Genomic DNA, 15675 nt, shown 5'->3' with positions numbered 1-15675 from the left:
GTCCCGGCCATGACCCCTTGGACCGAGCCCCCCGGCTCCGGCGAACGCTGGCTGGCCGCCTTCGTCGCCGGAGCCGCCGCCGATCGGGCGGCCCTGCGCGACCGACTCCGGCCCCAGGTCGACTCCGACGACGGATACCGGCGGTCCACGGAGTCCTTCCTCGACCCCGCCCACTGGCAGGCCGCGCTGGCCACCGAGCTCGTCACGCCGGGCAGCGCCCTGGCCGTGCCGCCGATCGAGCCGCACCGCTACTGGGAGGGGGCGGGCCACTCCACGAAGGTCCGCGTCGTGACCCGCGGCGAGGAGCCCGAGCCCGACTCCTCGCCCCGGCGGTTCGTGGTCATGGGCCGGCATCCCGGCCGTCCCGCCGCCGACGACACCCCGAGGCGTGTCTTCCTGGTCACCTGGACCAGCGACGACGGCCCGAGCGGTGCGGTGGCCCGCGAGGGCGACCGGGAGGTCCCCTACGCGCGGGGCCGCGTCCACCTGAACGGCGCGCCCACCGACGTCGAGCGCCCGCCGCCGCCCGCCAGGTCCTGGCACGACGTCGACGACGACCTGGTGCTCCGGCCCGGCGTCGTCTACGACGACTCCGAGGAGGTCATGCCCGAACACCTCCTCGACGCCGTCTTCGCGCGCATGGCCGAGCTGGGCGTCGACCCCGTCCGGATCGAGGCGATGCGGGCCGGCGGAGAGGTGCCGCCGCCCGGCCCCGGCGAGCCTCTCGTCGAGGTCAGCGTGGCCTTCGTCCCGTCGCGGCTGCGTTCGGTGGTGCCCGGGGAACTGGACGGGCCCGACGAGTGGCGGCGGCGGAACCGGCTGCCGCGCCCCGGCGCGGTCGCCCCGCCGCACGACTTCCTGCTGCACCGCTACGCGGAGGTCGCCGCCGCCCTCCGCGACGACGCGCTGCCGCCGGTCCTGCTGGCCACGCCGACCCGCCCGAGCGGCCACCTCGACCCCGACGTGCTGGTCGACCGGCTGGAGACCTGCGCGGCCGCCGGTGTGGAGCCGCTGCCCGCCGACCTCGCGCAGGCGCTGCTGCGCCTCCCCCGGGGCGGCCACCCGGCGGCGGCCGGACGGGCCGCCCGGATCGGCTCGGCCGCGGCGGGCGAGGCCGTCCGCTGGCTGGCCGGAGACGGCCTGGCCGACCCGGAGTGCGGGTTCACCTGGCAGCACATGGTGGGCGCCTCCATGGTCGACTTCGCCGACGACGACCTCGGCGAGCGCCTTGAGCTCCGGCTGCGGCCGAGGTTGCGGGTCACCGCGCCGACGGGCCTGCGGCTGATCGACGAGGTGCTGCTGCGCGAGCCCCGCGACTGGATGGTCGACGACTCTGCCCAGGGGCTCGGCGACTGGCCCGCCATGCTGCCCTCCCACCGCGAGGTCGTGGCGCTCAACCTGCTGCCCTACCTGCTGCGCGAACGGGTGACCCCTGCCGAGCTGGCCGGGCTGGAGCTCGCCGAGGGCCCGGCCGGCGCGCCGACGGCGGTGATCGTCGCGTTCCTCGTGGCCTGTGGCGCGCCCGGCGTGGTCCCGCTGTTCCGGGCCATGGCCGCCAAGGGCGAGCTGCCCGTCGAGGAGGTCGCCCGGCAGCTCGTGCTGGTGCTGCGCCGCTCGGGCCGGGAGACCCGGCCGGCCGTCGCGGTGCTGAGTGAGCTCGCCGAGGCGGGCGGCCACCAGGAGGTGTGGCGCGTCCTGAGCGCCGTGTTGCCCGCGGTGCTGCCGGTCGAGCGCCGGCGCATGACCGTGACGCTCACCGAACTCGTCGCCTTCGCCGCCGACGTCGCCCGCCGGGCCGGCGCGCGCGGGGAGATCCCGGTCGTCGCCGAGAACGCGCGGAGCCCGCGCACGCTCCGCTTCGTCCACGAGTGCAGGCGGCTGCACGCCCAGCTCACCGGGGCGGCGACGTGACGGGGCCGCCCGCTGGAACACGGCCCGGCAGGCCAGCAGGGCCGGCACGAACAGCGGCAACCAGGCCAGCCGGGCCGCCACCCAGCCCAGATCGACCGGAATGGTGTGCAGCCCGGCCAGCGGCCCGGCGGGCAGCGCGAGCGCGGTCACCGCGATGAGGGCCGTCTGGTGCCAGACGTAGACGGTCAGCGCCGACAGGTTCACCGCCGCCACCGCGCCCCACAGGGCCGGGCGGCGCATGAGGCGGCGCAGCGGGCCGAGGAGCAGCAGCGCCGCGCCCGCCTGGGCCAGCCCGAACGTCACGGCGGCCAGCGTCGGCGGCGACTGGTTCGACACCACCGCGCCGGGCACGCCGACCATGGCCGCCGGGTAGCCCCCGGCGGTGATCAGCACGCCGGTCGCGACGGCCCCGCCCGCCAGCAGCGTCCAGCCGTCGTGCCGCCGCCAGGTCAGCCCGACGCAGTAGGGCACCAGCCAGGCCGCCCCCACGTTGAGCCAGCCGACCCACCCGGGGGCGTCGAAGCCGAACCTGGCCAGGTCGACGGCCGCGACCACGGCCACCGGCCAGCCGGGGTGCAGCCTCGCGACCAGCGGTGTCGCCGCCATCAGCGCGCCGTAGACGGGCAGGAACCACAACGGCGCCCACACCAGCTTGGCCAGCGCCGCCACCGTGCCGGGGTCGGCACCGCAGGCCAGCAGCACGACCACCACGACGGCCCACACCCCGGCGAGGGCGGGCAGCGGGCGCAGCAGCCGGAGCAGGCGCAGCCGCAGCGGGGTCGTGCTCCGGGCCGCGACCATGCCGCCGACCAGGAAGAACAGCGCCATCGTCTGGAGCAGCCACGACACCGGGGCCAGTTCGGGCAGGTGCTTCAGCGGGCTGGTCACCCTGATCGTGCCGCTGTCGGCGACGAGGGCGGTGACGAGCCAGTGGCCGCCCACCACCCCCGTGATCGCGAAGGCACGCAGCGCGTCGACGCCACGGTCACGCATGGGCCACGATCCGGGCGATGCTCATCAGCGACCGGCCCAGCAGGTAGTCGCCGTGCCCGGCGTCGCCGGCGTCGAACGGCCGCGCCCCGAAGCCCGGGGCCGCGGGGTCGGGTCCGAAGATCGCCGGCACGTCGCCGATCCAGTCGGCCCGGCCCCGGCCGGCCCAGACGGTCCCCGGGCTGCGCAGGGCGGCGGCCGACGGGGCCGGGACGCCGGCGGAGCCGTACAGGACCAGGTTTTCGACGGGCAGGCCCGGCGCGGCGCGGGCGCACACGACGGCGCCGTAGGAGTGGCAGAGCAGCGAGATCCGCGCGGCCGGGTGGGCGGCGGCGAGCCGGGTGACGAACGCGCGCAGGCGCGGGGCCGCCGCGTCGGCGCGGGTGGTGGTCACCGAGCCGAGGCTGAGCAGGCGCGGGGCCGGGTAGCCGAGCCAGGCGACGACCGCCGAACCGGGCCCGAGCGCGGCGTGGAGGCGCAGCGCGCCGCCCCGGAGCCGCCCGTAGGCGTCGAGGGTGGTGCCCGCGCCGGGGACCAGGATCGCGACGGTCCGGGCCGGGAGCGCGCCGACGACCTCGATCGCCGTGCCACCGTCGTGGCCGTCGAAGGCCAGGAACGTGCGCGCCGGAACCGCCATCGCGCGCAACGACGCGGCCCGCGTGGCGTCGCCCCGTTCGGCGGCCTGCCGGGCGGCGCGGCCGATGGCCTCCCTGGTCAGGGTGTACTGCGCCGGGCCGAAGGCCACCGGGGTCGCCGGCGGCGCGGCGACGCCCTGGCCGCCGACCGGCACGGCCACGGACGCGGTGAGCAGGAGTGATCCCAGCAGACGCTTCATGCCGGGGACGATGCCGCAGCCCGCCGAAGGGGCGCGTCGGAGCCGGGGTGTACGACCACGGTCCGATTCCTCGCCCACCGCCGCGAACCTACGATCGGCCCATGGGTCAACCGGGCTTGTGGTGGACGGTCCCGCCGTGGGCGGTCGGCGTGCTGGTCGTGGTGTTGTCGCGTGGCGGCTCCCCCGGGGGCTCCGATGTGGCCGTGCTGGCGGTCACGACCGTGCTGGTCGTGGCGGGCGGATGGCTGCTCGACCGGCGGCCGCTGCCGGGGCTCGCCCTGTTGCTGGTCACGCTGCCGGTCGGCGGCCTGCTCTCCGTCGGGGTGCTGCCGTTCGCCCAGTTCGCCGTGGTCGACTTCGCCCTCTACCGGATCGCCGCCACCGCCGCCCGGCGCGTCTCGGCGGTCGCCCTGGCCGCCGCGGCGGGGGTGGAGATCCTCTGCCTGCTGTCCGCCCCGCCCGCCTACTCCGTGGTGGTGCTGTTCACCGTGATCGCCTGGTTGCTCGGCCGGGCCGTCGGGCAGGCCGGCGAGCACACCGCCGCGCGCGTCGGCTGGACCGCCGCCCAGGCCGTCACCGACGAGCGGCTGCGCATCTCCCGCGAGCTGCACGACACGGTCGCCCACTCCATGGGCGTGATCGCCTTCCAAGCCGGGGCGGCCCGGCGGGTGATCGAGACCCGGCCCGACGAGGCGGCGCGGGCGCTCGGCGAGATCGAGACGGCCGGGCGCGAGGTGCTCACGGGGCTGCGCCGCCTGCTGGTGGCGCTGCGCGACGGCGACCCGGCCCCCTCGGGCGGGCTGGCCGACCTGCCGCGGCTCGCCGCGACGGGGGTGCGCGTGGAGATCCGGGAACGCGGCGGGCGGCGGACGTTGCCGCCGGAGGTCGACAGGGCGGCGTACCGGATCATCCAGGAGGCCGTCACCAACGTGGCCCGGCACGCCGCGACCGGCTCGTGCGCGGTGACGATCGACTACCGCGAGGCCGAGGTGGCCGTCGAGGTCGTCGACGGCGGGCGGGGCGGCCGGGGGCCGATCGTGCCGGGGTTCGGGCTGGCCGGCATGCGGGAGCGGGCGGCGCTGCTGGGCGGCGAGTTCACGGCCGGTCCCGCGCCCGGGGGCGGGTTCCGGGTGGCGGCGCGGCTGCCGGTGGAGGCGCGGTGACCGTGCGCGTGCTGCTGGCCGACGACCAGCCGCTGATCCGGACCGCGCTGCGCATGGTCATCGCCGACGCGCCCGGCCTGGAGGTCGCGGGCGAGGCCGGCACCGGCGCCGAGGCGGTCCGCCTCACCGGAGAACTCGCCCCCGACGTGGTCGTGATGGACCTGCGGATGCCCGGCATGGACGGCATCGAGGCGACCCGGCGGATCACCGAGGCGGGCGGGACCGCCCGGGTGGTGGTGCTGACGACCTTCGACGACGACGCGAACGTCTACGGCGCCCTGCGCGCCGGAGCGGCCGGGTTCCTGGTCAAGGACATGGCGCTCGACGACATCCTGAGCGCGGTGCGGGTGGTCGCCGCCGGTGACGCCCTGATCGCGCCCGCCGTGACCCGCCGATTGATCGCGGCCTTCGCCGCCCGGCCGGAACCCCGTCCCGAGCCCCGGTCGCTGGCCGTGATCACCGACCGCGAGCGCGAGGTGCTGACCCTGATCGGGCGCGGCCGGTCGAACGCCGAGATCGCGGCCGAGTTGTTCATCAGCGCGGCGACGGTCAAGGCCCACGTGACGCGGCTGCTGGTGAAGCTGGCCGCCCGCGACCGGGTGCAGCTGGTCATCATCGCGTACGAGACCGGGCTGGCGCCCTGAGCCGTCACGCCTGCAGGGCGGCCTCCACGAACGCGCGCACCAGCCGCTCCTGCCTGCCGGGCACGAAGGCCAGCGACACCGGGATCGGCGGGGCGTTCCGCAGCGGCACGTACGTGACGGCGGGGTGGACGGAGCGCCGCCGGGCCACCTCCGGCACCACCCCGATGCCGCGCCCGGCGGCGACCGACTCGATCCACTCGTCGAAGTTCTCGGTCTCGACGACGGCGCGGGGTTGCCGGTCGGACCACGACCACGGCCCGGTGGTCCCGCTGAGGACGTTGACGACCAGGGGCCAGTCGGGGATCTCCTCCCAGTCGACGTGGTCGCGGGCGGCCAGGTCGCTGTTGAGGTCGCAGACCGCCACGCGCGTCTCGTCGAAGAGGTGGACGAGCCGCAGCTCGCCCGAGGCGGGGTGTCTCAGGTCGCCCCGCAGCAGCCCGACGTCGACGGTGCCGCGCTCCACGGCCGCGATCACGTCGTCGGCGCGGACCATGACGACCGTGCTCCCGGTCGCCTCCTCGAACCGGTTGATCATCTCCTGCGCCCACGGGTCGGGCAGCAGCCAGCTGAAACCCAGCCGGACCCGGCTCTGCCGCCGGGCCGCCGACACGGCGCGGTCGACGTCGGCGAGCACCCTCTCAGCGTCGTCCAGGAACTGCCGCCCCTCGCCCGTGAGCTCGACGTGCCGGGAGCTGCGGTCGAGCAGCCGCACCTGGAGCGCGTCCTCCAGCTGGCGCACGGTCCGGCTCAGCGCGGGCTGGGTGAGCGCCATCTCGTCGGCCGCGCGGGTGAACGACCCCAGCCGGGCCACGGTGACGAACGCCCGCAGGTGCCGCAGCTCCACATCCATAACCGTCAAGCATAGATGCACCACAATGGGCATTTCCGGATGGCTCCGGGGCGACCTAGCGTCAGAGTGACGACACACCGAGAGGACCGATCGTGCACAGTACCCTCAGCGGCCTGGGACTGACCTCCCCCGTCCTGGCGGCTCCGATGGCCGGCGGGGCCAGCACCCCGGCGCTGGTGGTCGCGGCGGCGAAGGCGGGCGGCCTCGGCTTCGTGGCCGCGGGCTACAAGACGCCGGCCGCGCTCGCCGATCAGATCGGCCAGGTCCGCGCGGCGGGTGTGCTCTTCGGGGTGAACGTCTTCGCGCCCAACCCCGTCCCGGTCGACCCGGCCCGCTACCGCGAGTACGCCGGCCTGCTGCGCCCCGAGGCCGACCGCTACGGCCTGGACGTCGGCGGCGTCGAGGCGACCGAGGACGACGACCACTGGCACGAGAAGATCGACCTGCTGCTGGCCGACCCGGTCCCGGTGGTGAGCTTCACCTTCGGCCTCCCGGAGGCCCGGACCGTCGCGGCCCTGCGCGCCGCCGGCACCCTCGTCGTGCAGACCGTCACCTCGGCCGAGGAGGCCCGGGCCGCCGCCGAACGGGGCGTCGACCTCCTGGCGGTCCAGTCGTCCGCCGCCGGCGGCCACTCGGGCACCCTCACCCCCGGCCGGGTCCCGCCCGAGACGCCCCTCCCCCAGCTGCTCGGCGAGGTGCGCGCGGCCGTTCGGCTGCCGCTGATCGCCGCAGGCGGCATCGCGACCCCGACCGCCGTCGGCACGGCCCTGGCCGCCGGCGCCGACGCGGTGAGCGTCGGAACCGTGCTGCTGCGGTCCGACGAGAGCGGCGCCTCGGCCCCCCACCGCGACGCGCTGGCCGACGCCCGGCGCCGGTGCACGGTGATCACCCGCGCCTTCACCGGCCGCCCGGCCCGCGGCCTGCGCAACGAGTTCACCGACCGCTACACGGCCCGGGCCCCGTTGGGCTACCCGGCCCTCCACCACCTGACCAGCCCGATCCGGAAGGCGGCCGCCGCCGCGGGCGACCCCGAACGCGTCAACCTGTGGGCCGGCACCGGCTACCACAACGCCACGGCCGAACCCGTGACGCGAATCCTGACGGGCCTCACCCGCCGGTTGTGGCTCTGATCGCGGCCGCGCGGCGGTGGTCTCACTTAGCGGGACCCCCGCTTCTCACAATCGCGTTTCCGGTTTATGAACGGCGTGACAACCTCTCCAACCGGAAGGAAACCCGTGACGCGATTATCAAGGACCCTGCTGGCGGTCGCGATCGCCCTCGGCCTCGTGCAGGTCGCCACGACGCCCGCGCAGGCCGCCGTCCCGAACCGCTGGGGCTACGCCTACGTCAACGTCCCCGCCGGCATCCCCAGCCTCGCCCACCAGGCTGGAAGCTGGCCGGGCGGCTTCAACGTCAGCGTGACCCCGGGCGTGCCCGGCGAGACCATCGTCCGGTTCCCGCAGATCGCCGGCCCCGGCGGCGTCGCCCACGCCACCGCCGTGTCGACCGGGCCGAACATCTGCCAGGTCGCCAAGTGGATGCCGGTCGGCCCCGACCAGATCGTCGTGGTCAGGTGTCACCAGTTCGGCGGCGCGCCGGTGACCACGCCGTTCACGGTCACCTGGTCGGAGAGCACGCCCCCGATGGCCGGCCCCGCCGGCCAGGGCTTCGGCTACGTGCACTACAACGGCGGGACCATCGCCTCCTACAACTCCGCGGGCGGCGCGAACCTCGTCAGCGTGCTGGGCGTGGGCTGGTACAAGGTCGACATGAACGGCCTCGGCTCGGCCGCCGTGGCCGGCGGCATCCAGGTGACCGCGCAGAACGACCTGACCCAGGCCAGGTGCAAGGTCGTCAACTGGGTGCCGGGAGCGGTCGTCCAGCAGATCGAGATCCGGTGCTTCAACGGGGTCAACACCCCGATGCACTCCGGCTGGAGCCTGACCTACCAGCGGGAGCGCAACATCAACGGCCGCTGGGTGCCGCCGAAGGCGTTCGGCTACACCTTCGACCACACCCCGGCCAACCCCGGTCCCTACGCGCCGGCCCCGCCGGGCGTCAACTACAACTCGCAGGGCGGGGTGAACACGGTCCGGTCGTCCGGCCTGGGCCTGCGCCTGGTCACGTTCCCCCTGGTGGGCTACGCGATCGACCACGTCCAGGTGACGGCCTACGGCAACAACCCCGACCACTGCAACCTGCAGTCGGTCTGGAACACCATGGGCGGCGTCGCCATGGTGCGCAACGTGCAGTGCTGGACCAACGTGACCCGCGCCGACCGCGCGTCGTTCGTGTCGTACACCTCGACCCAATAGGAACAGCGGGGGCGGGACGAGGTCCCGCCCCCGGCTCAGCAGTCCCGCAGCGCGGCCCCGGCCTGGCCGGCGGACATGGGCGGACCCGGCAGCGGCCGGGCCGCGCCGGCGCGCAGGCCGTCGAGCATCAGGGCGAGGTGACGCCGCCAGGCCCCCGGGGCCGTCTGGCGGGTGGCGGCGATGGTCGCCGCGACGCCCCAGATCACGAAGGCCAGGTCGGTGAGCGTGACGTCGCCCCGCAGGGTTCCGGCACGCTGGGCCCGTTCGACGATCTCGATCATCAGCGCGGGTCCCCGGTCGCCGTCGACGGGCGCGGTCCGCGCGGCGAGGTCGTTGTAGCCGAGGTCGGCCGCCTGCAGCTCGCACACCCCGGTGAGGAAGCCGGCGAACCCGTCCCAGGCGTCGTCGGCCGCGAGGGCCCGCTCTGCCAGGTCGGCGACGGTCGCCCTCCGGTCGGCGAAGACCGCCTCCACCAGGGCGTCGCGGGTGGGGAACCGGTTGTAGAGCGTGCCGATGCTCACCCCCGCCACCCGCGCGATCTCGTCGAGCGGCACGTCGAGCCCGCGGTCGGCGAACAGCTGCCGCGCCGCGCGAAGCAGGCGCTCGCGGTTCTGTACGGCGTCCTTGCGCATGACCGCCACCCTAGCTAACTTGAGGCCTGTCTCAAGTTGAGGGAGCTCTCAAGTCATGACTCGGACGATCGTCATCACCGGTGGCACGCACGGCATCGGCAAGGCCCTGGCCCACCACCACGCCGCACGCGGCGACCAGGTCGTGGTCGTGGCCAGCGGAAGCCGCCCCCACGAGGACACGCCCGGCATCCGGTTCGTCAGATGCGACCTCAGCTCGCTGCGCCACACTCATGACCTGGTGAACCGGCTGGCCACCGAGCACCCCGTGATCGACGCCCTGATCCTCGCGGCGTTCCGCTTCAACCCCGTGCGGGTGGTCACCGAAGAGGGCTTCGAGCACACCTTCGCCCTCTACGTGCTCAACCGCCATGTGCTGGCCGAAGGACTACGCGGCCCGCTCGAACGGGCGGCCGCCCCGGTGATCGTCAACCTGTGCGGCGCCGGCCAGGGCGGCCGCATCCACTGGGACGACCTCCAGCTCACGAAGAGCTACCGCCCGCTGACCGCGACCATGCAGGGAGCCAGGGCCGGCGAGTTGCTCGGGGCGGCCTATGTCGCCGAACGCGTGAGATACGTCCTGTACAACCCGGTGTTCGTGGCGACGGGCCTGCACGAGCCCTTCAGGCAGCCGCTGCGCGGCATCGTGCGGGCGGCGTCGGCGGTGTTCGCCCAGCCGGTGTCCCGGGCGATCCCGCCGATCGCCGCCCTCGTCGACCGCCCACCGGCCGAACCGCTCACGATGTGGCGCAGAGGCCGGCGCCTCGCCCACGCCGTCGACGTGGACGAGGCGCGCCGTTTCGAGGAGACCGTCCGGGCCCTCAGTGACCGGCGCCGGCCAGGTTGAGGCCGACCACCCCCGCGAGGATGAGGACGATCGACGCGATCTTCAAGGGGCTCACGTCGTCGCCCAGCACGATCATGCCGAGGGTGGCCGTGCCGACCGCGCCGATGCCGGTCCAGACGGCGTAGGCGGTGCCGACGTCGAGGCTCTTCAGCGCGACCGCCAGCAGGCCGAAGCTGAGGATCGCGAAGCCGGCGAAGGCGACGGCGGGGACCGGCACGGAGAACCCGTCGCTGAGCTTGAGCGAGTAGGCCATCGCGACCTCGAACAGACCGGCGGCGATGAGGAGGATCCAGGCCATGACGGCTCCTTTCGGAGCGTCGTCTTGGCAGTCCGGGTACGGCGCGTCTCGTCCGGGCGGATCCCGTCGGCGGGCCGCATTCCGGTCAACGGCCGTGTTACGCGGATGATTCCCACATCTCACAACCCGGCCGACCCGATGGTGCGGCGCGTCACGCCACCGCAGTTCCCTCCAGTTCGACCAGCTGACCCGCGATCGCCAGCCGCGTCACCCCGAGCATCGTCGTCGCCGGCGCCGCACCCGCCGCCCCGAGCCGCGCGGCCAGCACGCCGTAGTGCCGGAACAGCAGGTCGACGTCGGTCGTGTACACGTTCAGCCTGACCAGGTTCCCCAGCGACATGCCGGCCTCCGCCAGCACCGCCTCCACGTTGTCGAGGCTCAGCGCCAGTTGCCCGGCCAGGTCGTCGGCGTGCTGGGGTCTGCCGTCGGCGTCCATCGCCGTCTGGCCCGACAGGTAGAGGGTCCGCGTTTCACCCGAGACCAGTTCGCCCTGGTTGAAGCCCAGGTCCGCCGACCACGTCACCGGGTTGACGGCCGTGCGCCGCATCGCCATGAGAAAGCTCCGTTCGTTCGTCTGTGTGGATCGAGCCTCCCGCCGAATCACGACATCCTCTGTCGTGTATTGCTCCTAGGGTTGGCGTATGCGTGCCGACCGGCTGGTCTCCCTGGTGCTGCTGCTCCGGCGGCATGGCCGGTTGTCCGCGTCGGCGCTGGCCCGGGAGCTGGAGGTGTCGACGCGCACGGTCCTGCGCGACATCGAGGCGCTCTCGGCGGCCGGGGTGCCGGTCTACGCCGAGCGGGGCAGGCATGGCGGGTTCGTGTTGTTGCCGGGGTTCCGTACCGAGCTCACCGGGCTGACCCCCGACGAGGCTCTCGCACTGCTGATCGCGGGGTCGCGGCGGGGCGCGCAGGCGTTCGGGCTGGGGTCGGCGCTCGCGTCGGCGATGCTGAAGGTGGTCGACGCGCTGCCCGACAACTATCGCGACACCGCCGCCGGGGCGGCCGAGCGGCTGCTCATCGACCCCGAGACCGATCTGCTGTCACGGCGGCTGGTGCACGACGAGGCGCCCGACGCGGTCGTGGCGGGGGTGCTGCGCGCGGTGCTCGCCGGACGCAAGCTGCGCATCCACTACGCCCCCGCCGGTCAGGAGCCGCAGTGGCGCACGGTCGACCCGATCGGCCTGGTGACCGTGCGCGACAAGGGTTATCTGCTGGCCACGCGGTCGGGGGCCGACCGCACCTACCGGGTGTCGCGCATCGCGGCCGTCGAGGAGCTCGCCGACGCGGCCGAGCGGCCAGAGCGCGTCGACCTCGACCGGGCCTGGCAGGAGCGCGGCACCCGTTTCCGGGCGGGCGGCGACCAGGTCACCGTTTTGGTCGTGCTCGACGCGGCGCGGCGGGAGGAGCTGGCGGGCACCGCGCTGGCCGTGCTCGCCGAGGAGACCGAACCCGACGGGCGGCTGCGGCTGGAGGTCGCCTTCCAGGACTCCCGGCACGCCGTGTGGGCGTTGTGGCGGCTCGGCGCGGGTGCCGAAGCCCTCGCGCCGCCGTGGTTGCGCGCCGCCCTGCACGACCGCGCCGTCGCGCTCGCCGGAAAATACGGCTCCGTCACGGCTCCGCCCGCCCGGCCCCGACCGCCGGCCTGATCCGGCGCCGAAAACGCGTTGCCGCCGGTCTTCTCCGGAACGTATGGTCTTGCGCCCGTGGTCACAGTTGTGGAGCGGGTGCTGCCCGCGCGTCTCGGGCGCGGATTCCGGTGGTTGCTGGCGTCGAGCTGGCTGACGAACCTGGGTGACGGCATCGCCGCCGCCGCGGGCCCGCTGCTGGTCGCGTCGCTGACCGACGACCCGCTGATGATCTCGTTGTCGGCGCTGGTGGCCTGGGCGCCGCCCCTGCTGTTCGGCCTGTACGCGGGCGTGTTGTCCGACCGCCACGACCGGCGGCGGATCGTGCTGGCCGCCAACGCGGCGCGGGCGCTGGTGCTGGTCCTGCTCGTCGTGCTGATGGCGACCGGCCGGGTGACGGTCGAGGCGGCGCTGGCGCTGCTCGCGCTGCGGGCCGTCGCGGAGGTCTTCGCCGACAACGCGACCGCCACGCTCACGCCGATGCTGGTCGACCGCGACGACCTCGTGGTCGCCAACGCCCGCCTGGGCACCGGGTTCATCACGCTCAACCAACTGGCCGGGCCGCCGGTCGGCGCGGCGCTGTTCGGCCTGGGCCTGGCCTGGCCGTTCGCCGGTCAGCTGCTCCTGGTCGCGGCGGCGATCGTGCTGGTCTCGCGCCTCACCCTGCCGCCGCATCCCCGGCAGGCCGGCGGCCGCAAGCCCAACGGGCTGCGCGAACTGGTCGAGGGCTTCCGCTGGACGGCCCGGCACGCCGCCGTCCGGACGCTGGCCCTGACGATCCTGATCTTCAACTTCACGTTCGGCGCGGCCTGGTCGGTGCTGGTCCTCTACACCCAGGAGCAACTCGGCCTCGGCGCCCTCGGCTTCGGCCTGATGACCACGATCGGCGGCGTCGGCGGCCTGATCGGCACCGGCCTCTACGGGGCGATCACCCGCAGGGTGAGCCTCGGCGCGCTGATGCGGATCGGGCTCGTCATCGAGACCTTCACCCACCTGGGCCTGGCCCTGACCCACTCCCCGTGGGTGGCCGGGGCGATCTTCCTGGTGTTCGGCGCGCACGCGTTCATCTGGGGCACCACCTCGGTCACCGTCCGTCAGCGTGCGGTCCCCGCCGAACTGCAGGGCCGCGTGGGCAGCGTCAACACCGTCTGCGTGTACGCCGGTCTCGTCGTCGGCTCCCTGATCGGCGGCGTGCTGGCCACCCAGTTCGGGGTCGCGGCCCCGTTCTGGTTCGCGTTCGGCGGCTCGCTGGTGTTCCTGGTCGTGTTGTGGCGGCAGCTCATGCACATCGCCCACGACGACGTACCGGCTAGTTGAGGACCTTGAGCAGCTGCTCGGCCAGCACCTCCGCCGAGGCGGGGTTCTGCCCGGTGAGCAGGTTGTGGTCGACGACCGTGTACGGCTTCCAGGGCTCGCCCTTGGTGAAGTCGACACCCAGCTTGATCAGCTCGTCCTCCAGCAACCACCGGGCCTGGGACGCCAGCCCGACGCCTTCCTCCTCCTCGTTGGAGAACGCGGTGACCTGGTACCCCGCGAACGGCGACTCGCCGCGGAACCGGGTCGCCAGCATGGCGGCCGGCCCGTGGCAGACGATGGCGAGCGGCTTGCCCGAGGCCAGCGCCGCCGTCAGCAGCCGCCCCGCGTCGGGGTCGGCGCACAGGTCCTCCATCGGGCCGTGCCCGCCGGGGCAGTAGACGGCGTCGTAGTCCTCCAGCCGCGCGCCGGACAACTGGATCGGCTGCCGCAGCTCCTCGGCCTGACGGATCGTCGCCTCCAGGTCGAGCGCCGCCTGCGCGCCGCCCGCCATCTCGGGCCGCAGGCTCATCATGTCGACGGTCGGGATCACCCCGCCCGGGGTGGCGACCACGATCCGGTGCCCCGCCTCGGTGAGCGCCCGGTAGGGGGCCGCGAACTCCTCGGCCCAGTACCCGGTGGCGTGCCGGGTCCCGTCCTTGAGCGTCCAGTACGACGCCGCGGGCATCATGAAGAGCAACCTGGCCATGGGCGACCGCCCCCCGTCCTGATCGTGGCCGGTACAGGTCTTCCACCAGCCACTTTATGCACTACGTCACATTTGCCCGGTTATCGGGTGCCTGGTTAACGTGGACGGGAGGGAGGTTCTCATCGACCGGAAGAAGATCGGCGACAGGTTCTGGGAGACCTTCTCGCCGACGTCCGAACGGCCGCGCAGCGCGCTCGGCCTCCGGATGGTGCTGGCGATCTTCGGCCTGATCGTCTGCGGCGCCCTGGCCGTGGCGGCCTTCGTGATCGGCCTGATGGTCCTGGGGATCATCATGGCCGTCCTGGCCCTGATCGCGATCGCCGACCTGGTCGTCGTGGTCCGGCGGCGGCGCGCCCGGTGACGCGGGCGCCGATGTCCGGGGTGGCGTCGGACATCGGCGCGCGGCCGGTCACGGCTTGACGACGCAGCTCATCCCGTTGAGCGTGAAGGCCGTCGGCTCGGGGTTCAGGCCCGTGTGGGCGCCGTTGAAGCCGAGGTTGATCGTCGCGCCCGGCGCGATCTGGGCGTTCCAGGCGACGTTGCGCGCGGTCACGTGGCGGCCCGACTGCGACCAGTTGGCGTTGTGCCCCGAGACGAACCGCTGTCCGGCGTCGGGGAAGTCGAACTCCAGGCTCCAGATGCTGACGGGCGTGGTGCCCGTGTTCTTGACCGACATCCACACGGCCATGCCGGTCGTCCACATCGCGCTGTCGTAGCCGACCTCACACGGGCCCGCCGTCGGCGTCGGGCTCGGGCTGGGACTCGGGCTCGGGCTGGGGGTGGGCAGGCCCTGCCGGGCCAGGATCGGGGTGGGCGTGGACGGCGGGCTGACGTTGCCCGCGGCGTCCCTGGCCACCACGGCGTAGGTGTAGTACTGGCCGGTGACCAGGCCGCCCTCGTTGAACATCCGGTACTGCGTGCCGGCGGTGCCGACCTTGAGCCAGCCGCCGATCGTCTCCCGGTAGACGTCGTAGCCGACCACGCCCACGTCGTCGGTGGAGGCGTCCCAGCAGAAAGCCGTGCCGGGGAAGTCCCACAGGCAGCCGTCGCGCACGTTCTGCGGCTGGGTCGGCGGCCGGGTGTCGCCGGGTTCGGGCGACGGCGTGGGCGTCTGCATGCCGGTGGTCGCCGTCAGGGTGATGAACGACGAGGGCGCGCTCACGTTGCCCGACAGGTCGCGGGCGACGATGTAGAAGGAGTAGGAGCGGCCGAGCACCAGGCCGCCGACGATGGTGGGGCTGCTCGTGGGCGACGAGGTCTTCACGAACCCCGTCGAGGTGAGCCGGTACACGTCGTATCCGGCCACCGAGCCGCTGTCGTCGGTCGACGGCGTCCAGCAGATGCCGACCATGCCGCCCTGCGAGCTCGGCGGCGGGCAGGACATCAGGCCGCCGGGGCGGGACGGCGGGGTCGTATCGGCCGCGAGGGCCGGGAGCGGGGTGATGATCGCGAGCAACGCTCCGGCGATCAGGGACAAGCGCAGTCTCATGCCCGGATGCTCCGCCCCCGCTGGTCGACAGGCCAGCGATCTCCCCTTCGCGGCAGAGGAAGCGCAGGTCGCCCGTG

General features: G+C 74.1%; 16 protein-coding genes, 1 pseudogene and 1 riboswitch. Of the genes and pseudogenes, 9 read left to right on the top strand and 8 right to left on the bottom strand.

Annotated features, from left to right (window positions below; all coding sequences use genetic code 11):
• Positions 1–9 precede the first annotated feature (9 nt).
• Positions 10–1911, top strand: coding sequence for a hypothetical protein (locus AW271_RS05865; RefSeq protein ID WP_062332792.1), 1902 nt, complete (start codon positions 10–12; stop codon positions 1909–1911).
• 87 nt (positions 1912–1998) lie between these two features.
• On the opposite strand, the pseudogene AW271_RS43080 reads toward AW271_RS05865, so the two are convergent.
• Both AW271_RS43080 and AW271_RS05860 read right to left on the bottom strand, forming a co-directional pair.
• Positions 1999–2904: pseudogene (locus AW271_RS43080) on the bottom strand (acyltransferase family protein); the annotation flags it as partial.
• Positions 2897–3736, bottom strand: a complete 840-nt coding sequence (locus AW271_RS05860) for an alpha/beta hydrolase (protein WP_062332790.1) — start codon at positions 3734–3736, stop codon at positions 2897–2899. The gene AW271_RS05860 and the pseudogene AW271_RS43080, both read right to left, overlap by 8 nt.
• Before the next feature lie 101 nt (positions 3737–3837).
• On the opposite strand from AW271_RS05860, the gene AW271_RS05855 reads away from it, so the two are divergent.
• Complete coding sequence (locus AW271_RS05855) at positions 3838–4899, top strand: sensor histidine kinase (protein ID WP_083976101.1); 1062 nt, start codon at positions 3838–3840, stop codon at positions 4897–4899.
• Positions 4896–5543, top strand: coding sequence for a response regulator (locus AW271_RS05850; RefSeq protein ID WP_062332784.1), 648 nt, complete (start codon positions 4896–4898; stop codon positions 5541–5543). The genes AW271_RS05855 and AW271_RS05850 overlap by 4 nt, the downstream gene beginning before the upstream one ends.
• Before the next feature lie 4 nt (positions 5544–5547).
• On the opposite strand, the gene AW271_RS05845 is transcribed toward AW271_RS05850, so the two are convergent.
• Positions 5548–6393 carry a LysR family transcriptional regulator gene (locus AW271_RS05845; RefSeq protein ID WP_062332780.1) on the bottom strand — a complete coding sequence of 282 codons (846 nt, stop codon included), beginning with the start codon at positions 6391–6393 and terminating at the stop codon, positions 5548–5550.
• A gap of 92 nt (positions 6394–6485) precedes the next feature.
• Here AW271_RS05845 and AW271_RS05840 point away from each other — a divergent pair, with 92 nt between their 5' ends.
• Together AW271_RS05840 and AW271_RS05835 are read left to right on the top strand one after the other, a co-directional pair.
• Positions 6486–7523, top strand: coding sequence for an NAD(P)H-dependent flavin oxidoreductase (locus AW271_RS05840; RefSeq protein WP_062332776.1), 1038 nt, complete (start codon positions 6486–6488; stop codon positions 7521–7523).
• A gap of 105 nt (positions 7524–7628) precedes the next feature.
• Complete coding sequence (locus tag AW271_RS05835) at positions 7629–8708, top strand: hypothetical protein (RefSeq protein WP_062332774.1); 1080 nt, start codon at positions 7629–7631, stop codon at positions 8706–8708.
• A 35-nt stretch (positions 8709–8743) separates the two neighbouring features.
• Here AW271_RS05835 and AW271_RS05830 read toward each other — a convergent pair whose 3' ends face one another.
• Complete coding sequence (locus AW271_RS05830) at positions 8744–9340, bottom strand: TetR/AcrR family transcriptional regulator (protein ID WP_062332770.1); 597 nt, start codon at positions 9338–9340, stop codon at positions 8744–8746.
• Between the two features lie 55 nt (positions 9341–9395).
• Here AW271_RS05830 and AW271_RS05825 point away from each other — a divergent pair, with 55 nt between their 5' ends.
• Positions 9396–10184 carry an SDR family NAD(P)-dependent oxidoreductase gene (locus tag AW271_RS05825; RefSeq protein WP_062332767.1) on the top strand — a complete coding sequence of 263 codons (789 nt, stop codon included), beginning with the start codon at positions 9396–9398 and terminating at the stop codon, positions 10182–10184.
• On the opposite strand, the gene AW271_RS05820 is transcribed toward AW271_RS05825, so the two are convergent.
• On the bottom strand, positions 10159–10482 hold the full coding sequence (locus AW271_RS05820; protein WP_062332764.1) for a DMT family transporter: 324 nt from the start codon (positions 10480–10482) through the stop codon (positions 10159–10161). The genes AW271_RS05825 and AW271_RS05820 overlap by 26 nt on opposite strands.
• A 13-nt stretch (positions 10483–10495) precedes the next feature.
• Positions 10496–10563, bottom strand: a riboswitch (guanidine-III (ykkC-III) riboswitch).
• Positions 10564–10633: 70 nt separating this feature from the next.
• Positions 10634–11029: a RidA family protein gene (locus tag AW271_RS05815; protein ID WP_062333184.1), complete on the bottom strand. Its 396-nt coding sequence runs from the start codon at positions 11027–11029 to the stop codon at positions 10634–10636.
• A 94-nt stretch (positions 11030–11123) separates the two neighbouring features.
• Between AW271_RS05815 and AW271_RS05810 the strand changes: the two genes are divergently transcribed.
• Together AW271_RS05810 and AW271_RS05805 are read left to right on the top strand one after the other, a co-directional pair.
• On the top strand, positions 11124–12128 hold the full coding sequence (locus tag AW271_RS05810; RefSeq protein WP_062332762.1) for a helix-turn-helix transcriptional regulator: 1005 nt from the start codon (positions 11124–11126) through the stop codon (positions 12126–12128).
• A 57-nt stretch (positions 12129–12185) separates the two neighbouring features.
• Complete coding sequence (locus AW271_RS05805; RefSeq protein ID WP_062332760.1) at positions 12186–13424, top strand: MFS transporter; 1239 nt, start codon at positions 12186–12188, stop codon at positions 13422–13424.
• Here the strand turns inward: AW271_RS05805 and AW271_RS05800 are convergent.
• The gene (locus AW271_RS05800) at positions 13417–14109 is read right to left on the bottom strand and encodes a type 1 glutamine amidotransferase domain-containing protein (RefSeq protein WP_062332757.1); all 693 of its coding nucleotides are present in this window, start codon (positions 14107–14109) and stop codon (positions 13417–13419) included. The genes AW271_RS05805 and AW271_RS05800 overlap by 8 nt on opposite strands.
• 100 nt (positions 14110–14209) lie before the next feature.
• Between AW271_RS05800 and AW271_RS05795 the strand changes: the two genes are divergently transcribed.
• Positions 14210–14470: a DUF6343 family protein gene (locus tag AW271_RS05795; protein ID WP_083976099.1), complete on the top strand. Its 261-nt coding sequence runs from the start codon at positions 14210–14212 to the stop codon at positions 14468–14470.
• Positions 14471–14518: 48 nt separating this feature from the next.
• Here the strand turns inward: AW271_RS05795 and AW271_RS05790 are convergent, their stop codons facing one another.
• Complete coding sequence (locus tag AW271_RS05790) at positions 14519–15598, bottom strand: cellulose binding domain-containing protein (RefSeq protein ID WP_062332756.1); 1080 nt, start codon at positions 15596–15598, stop codon at positions 14519–14521.
• Positions 15599–15675 lie beyond the last annotated feature (77 nt).

The organism is Herbidospora sakaeratensis, assembly GCF_001570525.1.
GTDB classification, from domain to species: Bacteria; Actinomycetota; Actinomycetes; order Streptosporangiales; family Streptosporangiaceae; genus Herbidospora; species Herbidospora sakaeratensis.
The sequence above is the reverse complement of the archived record's forward strand: the minus strand, read 5'-3'. Positions and strand labels throughout refer to the sequence as shown.